The organism is Kitasatospora sp. NPDC059812, from assembly GCF_042732075.1.
Lineage (GTDB): Bacteria > Actinomycetota > Actinomycetes > Streptomycetales > Streptomycetaceae > Kitasatospora.
Map to the genome: position 1 here is coordinate 1 of NZ_JBHWIO010000002.1, position 13891 is coordinate 13891.

Consider the following 13891-nt stretch of genomic DNA (forward strand, 5'->3'; position numbering starts at 1 on the left):
GCATGGACTCCCTCCTCCGCCTTGCGATGCACGCACCCCAACGCCGCCACGCCCGCCCTCCGGGCGGACGACGGGAGTTTGAAGACACGCCCTAGCGCTGCCGGGCGTACTCGTGTCCGGCCGCGGCCGGGGAGGTCGCTCCCGCCCTCGCCGCCGACCGGCCGGACACGGCGAGCGACAGCACCGTCACCACGGTGCCGAGCGCCAGCGCGAACCCCTCCAGCACCACGACCTCCAGGACGCCCGAGGCGTCCGAAACGGCCAGCAGTGCCACCGTGGCGGCGACGACGGTGAACGAACCGAGGCAGTACTGGGCAGCGGACGGACGAGGCATGGCGGGGGGTCCTTCGCACGTCGGGGGGAACGAGCGGGAATCGTGCCGGTCCCAGAAGTGCTGCCCGGCAAGGGAGTTCGGTAAGTCCAGGCTAACCCGCCGGACCGGGAGCACGGGGGGCGCACAGGCTCACCCCGGGGTCGTCCGCCCCTCGGTACGGTGAACCCGACCGCGCCCGCCCCACCCACCCGGGGGAACACCCGTGCCCATCCCCGCCGACTGGCCCACCACCGAAGCCCAGGCACTCGCCGAACAGGAACGCCTGCGCCCCCTCGTCCAGACCCACGACCCCGACGACGCCTACGGTTCCGGGGGCTCCGACGGTTCCGGCTCCAGCAGCGGGGTCGGGCGGCTCATCGCCGGCGTCGACGTCGCCTACGACGACGAACACGACCTCGTCGCCGCCGCAGCCGTCCTCCTCGACCACGACACCCTCGCCGTCGTCGAACAGTCCACCGCCGTCGGCCGCATCCCCTTCCCCTACACCCCCGGACTGCTCGCCTTCCGCGAACTCCCCGCCGTCCTCGACGCCCTCGCCGCCCTCACCCACACCCCCGACACCGTCGTCTGCGACGGCTACGGCCTCGCCCACCCCCGCCGCCTCGGCCTCGCCAGCCACCTCGGAGTCCTCACCGGCCTGCGCACCCTCGGCGTCGCCAAAACCCCGTTCACCTTCCACCACCACGACCCCGACACCCCCCGCGGCTCCACCACCCCGCTCACCGACCCCGCCACCGGCGAAGAAGTCGGCCGCGCCCTCCGCACCCGGCCCGGCGTCAAACCCGTCTACGTCTCCATCGGCCACCGCATCAGCCTCGACACCGCCGTCCGCACCACCCTCCAACTCGCCCCCCACTACCGGCTCCCCGAAACCACCCGGCACGCCGACTCCCTCTGCCGCCGCGCCCTCGCCGACGCCCTCCACACGAGGACGCCTGCGAACTGACCAGGTACCAGGCGGAATTCGGGCCCCGTGTGTTAGACATGAGACACCGGGGCCCAACCCCGGCAGCGACCCACGGACGCACGGGGGAGGCGCCGAAGTGGCAACAGGAACCGGCACGACCGGAGGCGCCGGCCAGGGCTACCGCGTCGAGGTCGAACAACTCCGCGCCTTCGCCGCCCAAGTCCGGCTCCTCCTCGCCGAATTCCAGCACCACGCCGACGGCACCGGCACCCACGGGCGCAGCGGCATCGGCAGAACCGCCTTCGGCACCTTCGCCGAAGCCACCGAGATCCACAACCGCTACAACACCATGCGCGACGGCCTGCGCGACGTCCTCAACCAACTCCAACAAGCCGTCGACGAAGCCCAGAAGAACGCCGAACTCACCGCCACCACCTACGAAGAACACGACCAGCACACCGCGAAGAAACTCAAACTCGGCGACGACGGCTGGTCCGTCGCCAACCCCTCCGCCAGCAGCAAGGCCGCCTACGAGCACACCGTCGCCCCACCCGCCCCCTGACCCCCGGCCACCCCCGGCCGAGCCCGAACGGAGGCGAACCCCCATGGCCTACACCGACTTCACCACCTACAGCCACGCCCAACTCCGCACCATGGCCCAGGCCCTCAACCCCGGCGAAGTCATGGCCGCCGGCGACCCCTGGCGCCACGCCGCCGACACCCTCAAGGCCATCCGCGCCACCCTCACCCGCGCCAGCACCGAAGCCGCCGTCACCTGGGAAGGCGCCACCAGCGACGCCTTCCACACCCGCATGCTCCACCTCGCCGACAGCATCAACAACGCCGCCTCCTACGCCAACGACGCGGCCAACACCCTCCACAACATGTCCGAGGCCATCGCCAAGGCCAAACGCGACATGCCCGAGGAACCCAGCACCTGGGAAAAGGTCAAGGACACCGTCGGCGACGGCGTCTCCTCCGTCTTCGGCGGCGACGACGAACACATCCCCGTCGCCGACCGCCGAAAAGCCGAAGCCGCCACCGTCATGCAAACCCTCGCCATGCACTACCGCATCGCCACCCCCACCCTGAAGCCCCCACCCCCACCGGGAACCCCGTCGAAGCCCGGAGCGCGCGACGACTTCTCCGACAAGACCGGTGCCGACCAAGGCGGGGCGGCTGCGGTGGGCGGCCTCATGACCGGCATGGGGGTTGGCAACATGGGCTCGCCCGGAGGCCTCTTCACTCCATCGGAGACGGAGCCATCGAAGCCTCGGGGTCGCAGGCCGAGCAGCGCCGGTGCCGCCCCGGAGTCGCCGGGTGCCTCGGGAAAGACCTCGGTGGCCTCGGAACCCGGAATCAAGGGCGGGGTGGCCACGGCACCGGTCAAGCCGGGGCCGGTCAACTTCGGCGCGGGAACGACGGTGGACGGTACAGGCACCGCGCCGCCGACGGTGGCCGGGCGGCCGGCGTCGACCGGGGTGACGGGCGCGCCGGTCTCCCCGGGGCCGGGCACCCAGACCGCCGCCGGCCCAGGAGGGTTCGGGCCGGGTGGTGGCGCAACGACGCCGGGTCTGTTCGCCGGGGTGAGGGAGACACCGGCGGTCGTCGAGCGAGAGCCCGGGGGTCGCGGCAGCCTACCGGCCGGGCCCGGTGCAGGCCGCGGCGGCCAGGTCCCCGAAGGCGTCCGCGGTGGCGGCCCGGGTGCCGGAGGCAGGGGCGGTTCGGTGGCCGGTCGGGTCGGGGGCGGGGTGGTGGGCGTCGGCGAACGACCGGGAGCCGTACTGGGTGGCCGGGCGCCCGCCGGGGAGGGCGCCTCCGGCGGCAGGCGGGCTTTCACCGAGGGCGGGTCCGGCCTCGGGCTGCGCAATCGCCCGCGGCCGGAGTCCGCGGGCGTTCCCACGTCGTCCCAGGTGCCCGCGGTTCCGTGCGGGGGCGCCCAGGGGCGGGCCAAGGACAAGGAGGGCGGCCGCAAACGGCCGGACTACCTAGTTGAGGACGAGCAGACCTGGGCATCGGAAGGGCCCGTCAATCCGAACGTGGTGAAATGACTCCTGGTCCGCAGACGACCGGGTGATTCGATCGGGGCCCTCGTGGTTCGTGGACCACTGGGCGCCGCTGTGCTGAGTGGGGTGACCGGGCTTGAGGGACGGGCGACTTGGGCGCGGACTGGCCGTGCTGGCGGCGGGAAGTCTGGTCGTGGCGATCGGGGCGGGTCGGGCCGGCGCGGACAGCATCCGCGACGAGCAGTGGGTGCTCGGCGACTACCGGGCCGAAACGGCGTTGTGGCCGGTGTCGCAGGGCGGCGGTATCACGGTGGCCGTCATCGACAGCGGTGTGATGACCGGCCATCAGGATCTGACCGGACAGGTGGTGCCCGGGGCCGACTTCTCCGGTGACAACGGAGACGGCACGGTTGACAAGGATGGCCACGGCACCGGGATGGCGAGTCTCATCGCCGGTCACGGCCATGGCGACGGTGCCGGCATCATGGGCCTGGCACCGAAGGCGAAGATCCTCCCCGTCCGCGTGAGTTGGGATTCCGCTGACGCCGTGGCGCAGGCCGGTCTCGTCCGGGCGATCCGGTTCGCCGTCGACCACGGTGCCAAGGTGGTCAACATGTCCATCGGCGGTTACGCCGGGGCCGACCAGGAGACCAGGGCGGCCGTCAAGTACGCCGTCGACCACGACGTGGTCATGGTGGCCGCGACGGGAAACAGCGGGAACGAGGCCACCCATGTCGAGTACCCGGCGGCCTTCCCCGGAGTGGTGGCGGTCGGCGCGGTGGACCGGCAGGGGCGACTGTGGGAGAAGTCGAGCTACGGACCGGAGACCACACTGGTCGCCCCCGGGGCGGAGATCTACCGGGCCAGTGCGAAGACCTCTGCCGGCTACGGCGTGGGCAACGGCACCTCCGATGCCACCGCCTACGTCTCCGCCACCGCCGCGTTGATCCGGGCGAGGTATCCGGAGCTTTCGGCTGGGCAGGTGATCAATCGGATGATCAGGACTGCCACGCCGCCGCGGGACGGGTCGGCGGTGCCGGGGAGCAGGTACGGCTTCGGGGTGCTGGCGCCGGCGAAGGCGTTGGAGGCTGATCCGGTGGTGGACGGCGGTTCTCGGGTGAATCCGTTGGTGGGGCGGGGGGAGTCGCAGGGGGCTGCGGGGGGCGGGGTGACGGAGGAGCCTGGTGGCGAGGCCGTGGTGCCTGCGGCGGGGGCCGGTGGGGCCGGCGGGGGCGGCTGGTTCGGGGTCGGGGTTGCGGTGGGGGTGGCGTTGTGGGGGGTGCTGGTCGGCGGGGTGGTGACGGTCGTGGTGTGGGTGGTGCGGGTGCGGCGGCGCAGGGGTGCGGGCGGCTGAGGGCGGCGGGCGGGGTGGCAGCATTTTGGTGGCGGTTGGCGTCCTTGCCGCTGGTGGGGTGGGTGGTGGGGTGGCCATGCTGGGGCCATGAGTGCTTCTGAGCGGGGTGTGGATCCGGTGGGTGTGGTCGTTCCGGACGGCAAGGACTGGACGTGGGTGTTGGAACGCCCGTGTCCGGATTGTGGGCTGGATGTTGCGGCGGTGGTGCGGGAGGACGTCGCGGGGATGGTTCGGGCCAATGCGGAGGCCTGGGTGGCGCTGTTGGCCGGGGCCGAGGAGGGTTTGCGTCGGCGGCCGCGGCCGGGGGTGTGGTCGGGGCTGGAGTACGCGTGCCATGTCCGGGACGTGTTCCGGCTGTTCCGGGTCCGGTTGGACCTGATGTTGGCCGAGGAAGCCCCGCTGTTCCCGAACTGGGACCAGGATGAGACGGCGGTCGCCGAGCGGTACGGGGAGCAGGTGCCGGCGGTGGTGGCCGGGGAGTTGGCGGCGGCCGCGGAGGTGCTGGCGGCGGCGTTCGGGCGGGTGGCGGGCGAGCAGTGGGGGCGGACCGGGGGCCGTAGTGACGGGGCGCGGTTCACGGTGGAGTCGTTCGCCCGTTATCTGATCCACGACCCGGTGCATCACCTGTTCGACGTGACGGGCGAGCGGGTCTGAGGGGGCTCACCAGCCGGAGGCCTCCCACAGCATGGTGCGCCGGAGTCGGCCGGCGACGCTGGCGGTGTCGGTGCCGATGACGTCGGCGATCTCGGGGGCGGCGAGGCCGACGACGTAGTGCAGGATCGCCAGGTCGTCGTCGGCGGGGTGGCGGTCCGGTGTGGCGGGCACGTGCCGGGTGTGGTCGGCGACGGTGCTGCGCAGGATCTGCCAGGCGTTCGCGGTGGGGTTGGAGCTGCCCAGCAACTCGCGCCATTGGACGGCGATTTCGGCGAATGCCTGTTGGACGGCGGTGGCCGCGCTGCTGTGCTCGGTCAGCCACACCCGGGCGTAGCTGAGGTACCGGGGGCGGTGGAGTTCGCAGAAGGCGGCGAACTCCAGTGGTACGTCCTCCGGTTCACCGGGCCTCGGGGGCGGCTCGGCGGAACTCGCGTGACGGTTGGTCATCTCGACTTCTCGGAAAGGGAGATGGATAGCTGACGGTCGATCATCTGCGCTCACTCTACGATATGCCCTCGGTGCGCTGGGTTACCAATCGGATTGAATGCCCGGAACCCGCCGCCGCTCGGCCGGTTCCGGTGTCGACCGGTGGGGCGCGGTGGTGCAGCGGTGGTGGGGCGGCCGGGCGGAGGATCGGTGGGGGAGGGTGGCGCAGTGGTGCGGGGGGGTGTAGTTGCGAGCGCGTCGCGGCTGGTCAGGGGGTGCAGAAGGGCCGTGGTTGCAACACGGTTGATGTGCCACCGTAGGGCTTATGGAGGCTGGCGTCCACGCCCACGGCGCGAAGCTGCGGCCGCACAACCATCCGCGCAACCACACCTTCGGTCGCGCCCGTACCGGCGTGGCGCGACGGGCCGGATGGGCACCGCCGTGCATGCCTCCGCCGGGGGCGCGCAGCCCGGGTGCGGGCGGTGGATGCGGGCGGTGGATGCGGGCGGTGGGTGCGCTGCGCGCCGAGGCGGGTGTGGCGGGGGCGTGGCGGCAGGGGTGGTGGGTGGACGGTGCGCTCGCCGTGGCGGCGGCGCACCGGGTGGCCGAGGGGGCGGAGCAGGCGTTGATCCGGGTGGTCCCGCGCCTGCTGGCCGCCACCGTGCACGTCGGCCACGCCTCGGCGGCCTGGGGGCCGAGGCGCGGGCGGGGTGGTCTGCCGTCAGGGCTGCGGTCGGGCCTCCGTCGGGGAGAGGCGGTCGTCGACGGCGCTGCTCCGTTCGACCTGGGCGGGGAAGGATTCGATGGCCCGCCGCCGGGCGAGTTGGGCCGCTGCGGCGGCGGCTTCCTCGCGTTCGCACCGGTGTGCGGCGCCGGCGGGGTGCCCGGTGGAGTGCCCGGTGGTGGCGGGGTGTCCGCCGGCGGTTCGTCGGCGGCGGCCGAGTGCGGTGCGGGCGGCGTGTTCCTCGGCCGCCTGTCTCGCGGCCAGGTAGGCCTGGACGGCGGCCATGCCGTAGACCGGCTGGATGAGCTGGTGGCCTTTGAAGAAGGGTCTGGCCGGGGCGAACCCGGCGGCGACCACGAGGTCGCGGATCTCGGCTATCTCGGCCTCGCTGCGGGCGGTGAAGCGGACCTCCCAGCCCTTCTTGTACGTATGGCCCTGTTCGCCGCTGCGGCGGGCCGGGTCCGGGCGGCGGACGTATCCGGGCAGACGGCCAAGGCGGAGCTGGGCCGCGCGGAGGCCGGCGGTCTCGTCACGTGACATGACGCAAGCCTAGGCAATTCCCGGGGCGGGTTTGACGCCTGGAGGGTCTCCCGGCGTATGCCTTTGGTCACTCTGGGTCAGGCGGCCTGGTGGGCGATCGTTTTCGATCAGATATGACAACCTGACGACCGTCAATTACTCCGATTGAGTGAGGGTATGGGGACTTTAGTGCGAGCTGATCCCGGTTTCGCGACGGTTGGGTAACAGTGCGTCAGGTGGCCGGTGGCGGGTCGGGGCGGTTGGGGATGGTGTCCGCATGAGCTACCGGATTCCCACGCCGCCGCCGTCCCTGGAGGAGCTGGCGAAGCGTCAACAGAACGTCGTCACCGCGAGCCAGTTGCGCGCCCGGGGCGTGCCGGCCCGGGTCATCACCGAGCACTGCCGTAGCGGCGGGCCCTGGCGGCGGCTGCTGCCCCGGGTGTACCTGCTGCAGTCCGACGGGCCGACCCCGGAGCAGCGGATGTGGGCCGCCCTGCTGTACGCGGCGCAGAACGGTCGCGAGGAGGGTCGTCGCGAGGGCGCGGTGATCACCGGTGCGGCCGCGCTCGCGCTGTACGGCTTCGCCGCGGTGCCCCGGCTGCCGGCGGTGATCGGGGTGGACGTCCTGGTGCCCCGTCAGCGCCGGCTGAAGGACGCCGGGGAGGTGCGGATCCTGCGTACTGAACGGGAGTTGGTGGCCCGCTCGGTGCACGGCCTGGCCTGCGCGCCGGTCGCCCGGGCGGTCGCGGACGCGCTGTGCGAGTGGACCGTGGAGGAGGGTGGCACCCCGATGCCGGTGCGGGAGGTGCTGCGCGAGGCCGTCTCCAGGCCAGACGGACCTTGCACCGTACGGGAGTTGGCGTCCGAGCTGACCGAGTCCGGGCTGACCGGCGAGCCCCGGGTGCGCGCCGCCCTGGACGAACTGCTGGCCGGTGAGCGGGACTTCGTCCTGGACCGGGTCGGCGAACTGGTGGACGAGTGCCTGCTGCCCGTCCCGCTGGTCGGCCCCGAGCTGCGGATGCGCGGCGGCACGTACATCGCCGTGCCCGACCTCTACTGGCCGGAGCAGGGCGTTGCCGTGGAGGTGGACTCGGACCTGCGCTGCGTCAGCGAGGGCGAGGCCGCCTGGGTGCGCGGCGGCCAGCACCGGATGGAGTACCTGGGGATCCGGGTGGTGTACGTCTCCGGCGCCCGGCTCGCGGCCGACCGGGACGCGGTCGGCGCCGAACTGCGCGAGGCCCACCGGGTGGGCGGTTCGGACGTGGTGGAGTTGATGGTCGGTTAGCTCCGGATCGGATCCATCCGCACCCGGAGCCGTGGCTACCCCCGAGCCGCACCCGGAGCCGTGGCTACCCCCGAACCGGAGTCGGAGCTACCCCCGAACCACCGGGGCGCCGACCAACTCGACCCCGGCGGCCCGCAGTTCGGCGAGCGCGGCGGTGGTGGTCGCCGGCGCGACCCCGGCGGTGAGGTCGAGCAGGACGCGGGTGGTGAAGCCGGCCCGGGCGGCGTCCAGGGCGGTGGCCCGGACGCAGTGGTCGGTGGCGATGCCGACGACGTCGATCTCGTCGACCTGCCGTTCGCGCAGCCACTCCACCAGGCCGCGGTTGTTCTCGTCCAGCCCCTCGAAACCGCTGTACGCCGCCGAGTAGGCGCCCTTGTCGAAGACCGCCTCGACCGCGCCGGAGATGACGGAGGGGGCGAAGTTGGGGTGGAAGCCCACGCCTTCGGTGCCGGCCACGCAGTGCACCGGCCAGCTGGTGACGTAGTCGGGCTCGGTGGAGAAGTGGTCGCCCGGGTCGATGTGGTGGTCGCGGGTGGCGAGGATGTGCTGGTAGCCGGGGGAGGACTCGACGATCAGGTCGGTGATGGCGGCGGCCACCTCGGCGCCGCCGGCGACGGCCAGGCTGCCGCCCTCGCAGAAGTCGTTCTGCACGTCGACGACGATCAGTGCCCGGTGCATGGCTCGCATCCTCGGATGTGGGGGGCGGCCGTGGTGGCGCGCCGGTGGGGGGGAGCCCTCGGGAGTACTCGGCCCGCGGCGGGGCTCGGGGGTTCTCGGGGAGCTCCGGGGGAACTCTACGGTTGACTCTAGGGAGTGGCGTGCGGGGGCGGAAGGCCTGGGGCGGACCCCGGGCCGGCGCCCGGCGCGAACCGCCGAACCGCCGGACCGCTGAACCGCCGGACCGGCGAACCCGGCGGACGACCCCGAGCCGGCGCTCGGTCCGCGCCGGTCGGCCGGGGCGGGGTCAGAGCACGAGTTCGGTCGGCAGGACCGGGTCGCCCTTGGAGAGCTGGGTGGCCGACAGCGGCAGTGCGGCCCGGGCCCGGATGTGCCGTTCGCGCGCGGCGGTGAGCGGTTCGCGGCCGACGGCCTGGCCGGCCCGCACCAGCGGTACCTGCATCAGGTGCGGCTCCAGGTCGGCGGGGACCGCTCCGGTGCCGACCACCTCGGCCTCGGCGACGCCGTCGGCGTCGGGCCGGCGGGCGGCCCACTTGCGGCCGCCGATGCTGGTCTTGCCGCCGGCCGCGCGCTTGGCCACCGGCACCAGCGGTCCGTCCGCGCTCTCGGCGCGGGCGACCAGCTTGTAGACCATCGCGCAGGTCGGGTGGCCGCTGCCGGTGACCAGGCTGGTGCCGACGCCGTAGCCGTCCACCGGGGCGGCGGCGAGTGCGGCGATGGCGTACTCGTCGAGGTCGGAGGTGACGATGATCCGGGTCTTCGTGGCGCCGAGGTCGTCCAGCTGGCGGCGGACCCGGTGGGCCAGCAGGGTGAGGTCGCCGGAGTCGATCCGGACGGCGCCCAGTTCGGGGCCGGCCACCTCGACGGCGGTGCGGACGGCCTCGCGCAGGTCGAAGGTGTCGACCAGCAGCGTGGTGCCCTTGCCCATGGAGGCGATCTGCGCGCGGAAGGCGTCCCGCTCGCTGTCGTGGACGAGGGTGAAGGCGTGGGCGGCGGTGCCGGTGGTCGGGATGCCGTGGCTGAAGCCGGCCTCCAGGTCGGAGGTGGCGGCGAAGCCGGCCACGTACGCGGCCCGGGCGGCGGCGACGGCGGCCTGCTCGTGGGCGCGCCGGGCGCCCATCTCGATCACCGGGCGGCCGCCGGCGGAGGCGGTCATCCGGGAGGCGGCGGCCGCGATCGCGGAGTCGTGGTTGAGGATCGAGAGGATCACCGTCTCCAGGATCACCGCCTCGGCGAAGCTGCCCTCGACGGTGAGCAGCGGCGAGCCGGGGAAGTAGACCTCGCCCTCGGGGTAGCCGTGGATGTCGCCGGCGAAGCGGTAGTCGGCGAGGTAGCGCAGGGTGTCGTCGTCGACCACGCCCTGGCCGGCCAGCCAGTCGAGCTGCGGGGTGGTGAAGCGGAAGTCCTCGATGGCGTCGAGCACCCGGCCGGTGCCGGCCATGACGCCGTAGCGGCGGCCGCTGGGCAGGCGGCGGGTGAACACCTCGAACACGGAGCGGCGGTGCGCGGCCCCGCTGCGCAGGGCGGCCTGCAGCATGGTGAGCTCGTAGCGGTCGGTGAGGAGCGCGGTCGAACCGGCCGCGCGCACTGAAGTGGCGTCCATGCGGATGATGCTACTACCACTTAGCGTCAGAGTGACGATTTCTCGTGCTGCGAGCCGGTCCGGAATCGCCCGGGGGTCCCCCGGATGGCAGCATGGGGCTGAAGAGGCGTGGACGGACTGCGCAGCGAGGAGGACCCGGCGGTGAGTGTCGCGCCCGTGGAGATCGAGCGCCCGGAGGTCGAAGGACTACCGGTGGTGGAGCCGGACACGCCTTGGGTGACCATCGTGCACAACGACCCGGTGAACCTGATGAGCTACGTCCAGTACGTCTTCCAGGCCTACTTCGGCTACCCGAAGGACAAGGCCAGGAAGCTGATGATGGAGGTGCACACCAAGGGTCGGACGGTGGTCTCCAGCGGCTCCCGCGAGGAGATGGAACGCGACGTCCAGGCGATGCACGGCTACGGCCTCTGGGCGACGCTGCAGCACGACTGACCGCAGCACGACCGACCGCAGCGCGGCGGCCGCGGCGCGAGTTGCCGCGGCCGCGGAGCCGGTACCCCACCCGAGACGACGAAGACGGGCTGACCGATAGACATGGCTGGGTTGTTCGAGAGTGCCGGCGGCGGGAGCGCGACGATCGCGCTGGACGAGCTGGAGGCCTCCATCCTGCGCTCCCTGGAGGTGGGGATCCTGCAGCTGATCGGGCCCGGCCCGGGCGGGGACGGCGGCGATCCGCTGGCCGCGCTGTTCGCCGAGGGCCCGACCGAGGCGCCGGCCAACCCGATGCTCGCCCGGCTCTTCCCGGACGCCTACGGCGACCCGGCCGGGCCGGAGGACCAGGAGAGCCGGGCCGCCTCGGGCGAGTTCCGCCGCTACACCGAGGTGGACCTGCGGACCCGCAAGCGCGAGGACGCCCTGCACGTCGTCCGGATGCTCGACCGGCTCGGCGGCGAGGGCGGGGTGCTCAAGCTGGACCCCGCGGACGGCCTGCGCTGGCTGGGCGCGCTCAACGACCTGCGGCTGACCCTGGGCGTCCAGCTGGAGGTCAGCGAGGACGACGAGGAGCTCTACGAGCTGCCGGACGAGGACGACCGCAAGCCGCTGGTGATGGCGTACGTCTGGCTGGGGGCGCTCCAGGAGACGCTCCTGGAGGCGATCGCGGACTGATCCTGCCCGCTTCCGGGCAGGCCCCGGTCGATTCGTCCAATATGTGGACGGATGGCCGGGGCATTTCTCTTTAAATCGGGCAAACCCTAGCAGGTCATGCTCAAATAACGCTCAGATGAACACCGCTATCCGAACCCTGCGTGGTACGACTTCTCCACCCCACGAGACCCACCCAGGACGGTGCACCATGGCCGAGCAGCTGTACGACGACGTGGTCGACGCGAAACCGGACGAGGAGGGCTATCACCGGGGGCTGGGAAGCCGCCAGATCCAGATGATCGCGATCGGCGGTGCCATCGGCACCGGCCTCTTCCTCGGCGCGGGAACCGCGATCTCCCGGTCCGGCCCGAGCCTGATCCTCTCCTACGCCGTCGCCGGCGTGGCGATCTTCGTGATCATGCGCGCCCTCGGCGAACTCCTCACCTACCGCCCGGTCTCCGGCAGCTTCGCCGAGTACGCACGCGAGTTCCTCGGCCCCTTCGCCGGCTACGTGACCGGCTGGACGTACTGGCTGTTCTGGGTGGTCACCGGCATGGCGGAGACCACCGCCGCCGCCGTGTACGTGAGGTTCTGGGCGCCCGACATCCCGCAGTGGGCCAGTGCGCTGACCTTCCTGGTGATCCTCTACGCGGCCAACCTGATCTCGGTGAAGCTGTTCGGCGAGATCGAGTTCTGGTTCTCGATGGTCAAGGTCACCGCCATCATCGGCATGATCCTGATCGGCATCGGGGTGCTCACCCTCGGCTTCAGCAAGGCCGGTGACACCGCGTCGATCACCCACCTGTGGCAGGACGGCGGCTTCTTCCCCAAGGGCATCGGCGCCACCGTGATGACGCTGCAGATCGTCATGTTCGCCTACCTGGGCGTCGAACTCGTCGGCGTCACCGCCGGGGAGAGCGAGAACCCCGAGAAGACCCTGCCGCGCGCCATCAACACCCTGCCCTGGCGCATCATGCTGTTCTACATCGGCGCGCTGGTGATCATCCTCTCGCTCGTGCCGTGGACCGAGTTCCAGCCCGGCGTCAGCCCGTTCGTGGCCGCCTTCGGCAAGATCGGCATCCCGGCCGCGGCCGGCATCATCAACTTCGTGGTGCTCACCGCCGCGCTCTCCTCCTGCAACTCCGGCATGTACTCCACCGGCCGCATGCTGCGCGACCTCGCCCTGCGCGGCCAGGCCCCGGGGCAGCTCACCAAGCTCAACTCCCACCGCACCCCGGCCTTCGCGATCACCCTCTCCTGCCTGCTGATGGGCGTCGGCGTGGTGCTCAACTACCTCGTCCCGGCCAAGGCGTTCGAGTACATCACCTCCGTCGCCACCGTCTGCGGCCTGTGGACCTGGGCGATGATCCTGATCTGCCAGATCCGCTACCGCAAGGCCTGGCGGGCCGGACACCTGCCGCCGCCCACCTTCAAGGCGCCCGGCGGCGCCTGGACCAGCTGGACCGCGCTCGCCTTCCTCGCCCTGGTCGTGGTGCTGATCGCGTTCGACTCGGTCAACCGGATCTCGCTGTACGTCTTCCCGGGCTGGGCCGTCCTGCTGGTGATCGGCTACCAGGTGCTCAAGCGCCGCAACCCGAGGGCCGCCCACGGCGTCGCCCACGACCACCTGCACGTGCGCAACGGCGGCTGAACCGCCGGCGCCGGGCCGCCACGCCCAGGTGGCGGACACCCGGTGACCGCGCTCCGGACGCCCCGGCGGACACCCGCCGGGGCGTGGCTATCCTGACCGCATGCTGACCATCACCCGAGAACTCCGCGACCGGATCGTGGCCCACGCCCGTGCCGACCACCCGGACGAGGCCTGCGGCGTGGTCGCCGGACCGGCCGGCAGCGGACGGCCCGAACGGTTCATCCCGATGCTCAACGCGGCCCGCTCGCCCACCTTCTACGAGTTCGACTCGGGCGACCTGCTCAAGCTCTACCGCGAGATGGACGACCGCGACGAGGAGCCGGTGATCGTCTACCACTCGCACACCGCCACCGAGGCCTACCCCTCGCGCACCGACGTGAGCTACGCCTCCGAGCCGTTCGCCCACTACGTCCTGGTCTCCACCGCCGACGGCAACGGCGAGGACGACCCGTTCCAGTTCCGCTCGTTCCGCATCGTGGACGGCGAGATCACAGAGGAAGACGTCCAGGTCGTCGAGGCCCACCCGGCCTGACCAGCACCCACCTGGGCGCGGGGCGCCCCCCCCCCCCCCGGGGGGGGGGGGCGCCCGGGCGACGAAGCCGCCACAACGGCCGCATCCGGAAACGCTAAGGGCTAGGGCGAGGGGGGCCCCGGGAGAAAT

Annotated in this window: 15 protein-coding genes; 10 read left to right on the top strand and 5 right to left on the bottom strand. The window is 72.3% G+C overall.

Going from position 1 to position 13891, the window contains the following annotated elements; all coding sequences use genetic code 11:
* Positions 1–91 precede the first annotated feature (91 nt).
* Positions 92–334, bottom strand: coding sequence for a hypothetical protein (locus ACFV6D_RS01060; protein ID WP_380335187.1), 243 nt, complete (start codon positions 332–334; stop codon positions 92–94).
* Positions 335–536: 202 nt separating this feature from the next.
* Here ACFV6D_RS01060 and ACFV6D_RS01065 point away from each other — a divergent pair, with 202 nt between their 5' ends.
* From ACFV6D_RS01065 to ACFV6D_RS01085, 5 genes are all read left to right on the top strand, one after another.
* The gene (locus tag ACFV6D_RS01065; protein ID WP_380425617.1) at positions 537–1280 is read left to right on the top strand and encodes an endonuclease V; all 744 of its coding nucleotides are present in this window, start codon (positions 537–539) and stop codon (positions 1278–1280) included.
* A 97-nt stretch (positions 1281–1377) separates the two neighbouring features.
* On the top strand, positions 1378–1803 hold the full coding sequence (locus tag ACFV6D_RS01070) for a hypothetical protein (RefSeq protein WP_363370297.1): 426 nt from the start codon (positions 1378–1380) through the stop codon (positions 1801–1803).
* Positions 1804–1846: 43 nt separating this feature from the next.
* Positions 1847–3292, top strand: a complete 1446-nt coding sequence (locus ACFV6D_RS01075) for a WXG100 family type VII secretion target (RefSeq protein WP_380557436.1) — start codon at positions 1847–1849, stop codon at positions 3290–3292.
* A 148-nt stretch (positions 3293–3440) separates the two neighbouring features.
* Positions 3441–4601 carry a S8 family serine peptidase gene (locus tag ACFV6D_RS01080; RefSeq protein WP_380557439.1) on the top strand — a complete coding sequence of 387 codons (1161 nt, stop codon included), beginning with the start codon at positions 3441–3443 and terminating at the stop codon, positions 4599–4601.
* A 117-nt stretch (positions 4602–4718) separates the two neighbouring features.
* Positions 4719–5255, top strand: a complete 537-nt coding sequence (locus ACFV6D_RS01085; protein ID WP_380557442.1) for a DinB family protein — start codon at positions 4719–4721, stop codon at positions 5253–5255.
* A gap of 6 nt (positions 5256–5261) precedes the next feature.
* Here ACFV6D_RS01085 and ACFV6D_RS01090 read toward each other — a convergent pair whose 3' ends face one another.
* Both ACFV6D_RS01090 and ACFV6D_RS01095 read right to left on the bottom strand, forming a co-directional pair.
* Entirely contained in the window at positions 5262–5702 is a 441-nt protein-coding gene (locus ACFV6D_RS01090; protein ID WP_380557445.1) for an RNA polymerase sigma factor, read from the bottom strand.
* A 700-nt stretch (positions 5703–6402) separates the two neighbouring features.
* A complete protein-coding gene (locus ACFV6D_RS01095; protein WP_380557448.1) occupies positions 6403–6945 on the bottom strand; it encodes a hypothetical protein in 543 nt (180 codons plus the stop codon).
* A 256-nt stretch (positions 6946–7201) separates the two neighbouring features.
* Here ACFV6D_RS01095 and ACFV6D_RS01100 point away from each other — a divergent pair, with 256 nt between their 5' ends.
* Positions 7202–8209: a hypothetical protein gene (locus ACFV6D_RS01100; protein WP_380557451.1), complete on the top strand. Its 1008-nt coding sequence runs from the start codon at positions 7202–7204 to the stop codon at positions 8207–8209.
* 87 nt (positions 8210–8296) lie between these two features.
* Here ACFV6D_RS01100 and ACFV6D_RS01105 read toward each other — a convergent pair whose 3' ends face one another.
* Together ACFV6D_RS01105 and ACFV6D_RS01110 are read right to left on the bottom strand one after the other, a co-directional pair.
* On the bottom strand, positions 8297–8887 hold the full coding sequence (locus ACFV6D_RS01105) for an isochorismatase family protein (protein ID WP_380335172.1): 591 nt from the start codon (positions 8885–8887) through the stop codon (positions 8297–8299).
* A 286-nt stretch (positions 8888–9173) separates the two neighbouring features.
* Positions 9174–10490 (bottom strand): nicotinate phosphoribosyltransferase, encoded by a 1317-nt coding sequence (locus ACFV6D_RS01110; RefSeq protein WP_380494545.1) that lies wholly within the window; start codon positions 10488–10490, stop codon positions 9174–9176.
* Between the two features lie 141 nt (positions 10491–10631).
* Here ACFV6D_RS01110 and clpS point away from each other — a divergent pair, with 141 nt between their 5' ends.
* The 4 genes from clpS (at position 10632) to ACFV6D_RS01130 (ending at position 13762) form a co-directional block, all read left to right on the top strand.
* A complete protein-coding gene (gene clpS / locus ACFV6D_RS01115; protein ID WP_063351371.1) occupies positions 10632–10925 on the top strand; it encodes an ATP-dependent Clp protease adapter ClpS in 294 nt (97 codons plus the stop codon).
* Between the two features lie 102 nt (positions 10926–11027).
* Positions 11028–11600 (top strand): DUF2017 domain-containing protein, encoded by a 573-nt coding sequence (locus tag ACFV6D_RS01120; protein WP_363370280.1) that lies wholly within the window; start codon positions 11028–11030, stop codon positions 11598–11600.
* A gap of 187 nt (positions 11601–11787) precedes the next feature.
* Entirely contained in the window at positions 11788–13230 is a 1443-nt protein-coding gene (locus tag ACFV6D_RS01125; protein WP_363370278.1) for an amino acid permease, read from the top strand.
* Between the two features lie 100 nt (positions 13231–13330).
* Positions 13331–13762, top strand: coding sequence for a Mov34/MPN/PAD-1 family protein (locus tag ACFV6D_RS01130; protein WP_063349211.1), 432 nt, complete (start codon positions 13331–13333; stop codon positions 13760–13762).
* Positions 13763–13891 lie beyond the last annotated feature (129 nt).

Bases quoted from the DNA above. Each gene is read 5' to 3' on its own strand.
- ACFV6D_RS01060 (WP_380335187.1), bottom strand. From the start codon at position 334: ATGCCTCGTCCGTCCGCTGCCCAGTACTGCCTCGGTTCGTTCACCGTC.
- ACFV6D_RS01075 (WP_380557436.1), top strand. From the start codon at position 1,847: ATGGCCTACACCGACTTCACCACCTACAGCCACGCCCAACTCCGCACC.
- ACFV6D_RS01090 (WP_380557445.1), bottom strand. From the start codon at position 5,702: ATGACCAACCGTCACGCGAGTTCCGCCGAGCCGCCCCCGAGGCCCGGT.
- ACFV6D_RS01095 (WP_380557448.1), bottom strand. From the start codon at position 6,945: ATGTCACGTGACGAGACCGCCGGCCTCCGCGCGGCCCAGCTCCGCCTT.
- ACFV6D_RS01100 (WP_380557451.1), top strand. From the start codon at position 7,202: ATGAGCTACCGGATTCCCACGCCGCCGCCGTCCCTGGAGGAGCTGGCG.
- ACFV6D_RS01105 (WP_380335172.1), bottom strand. From the start codon at position 8,887: ATGCACCGGGCACTGATCGTCGTCGACGTGCAGAACGACTTCTGCGAG.
- ACFV6D_RS01110 (WP_380494545.1), bottom strand. From the start codon at position 10,490: ATGGACGCCACTTCAGTGCGCGCGGCCGGTTCGACCGCGCTCCTCACC.
- ACFV6D_RS01120 (WP_363370280.1), top strand. From the start codon at position 11,028: ATGGCTGGGTTGTTCGAGAGTGCCGGCGGCGGGAGCGCGACGATCGCG.
- ACFV6D_RS01125 (WP_363370278.1), top strand. From the start codon at position 11,788: ATGGCCGAGCAGCTGTACGACGACGTGGTCGACGCGAAACCGGACGAG.
- ACFV6D_RS01130 (WP_063349211.1), top strand. From the start codon at position 13,331: ATGCTGACCATCACCCGAGAACTCCGCGACCGGATCGTGGCCCACGCC.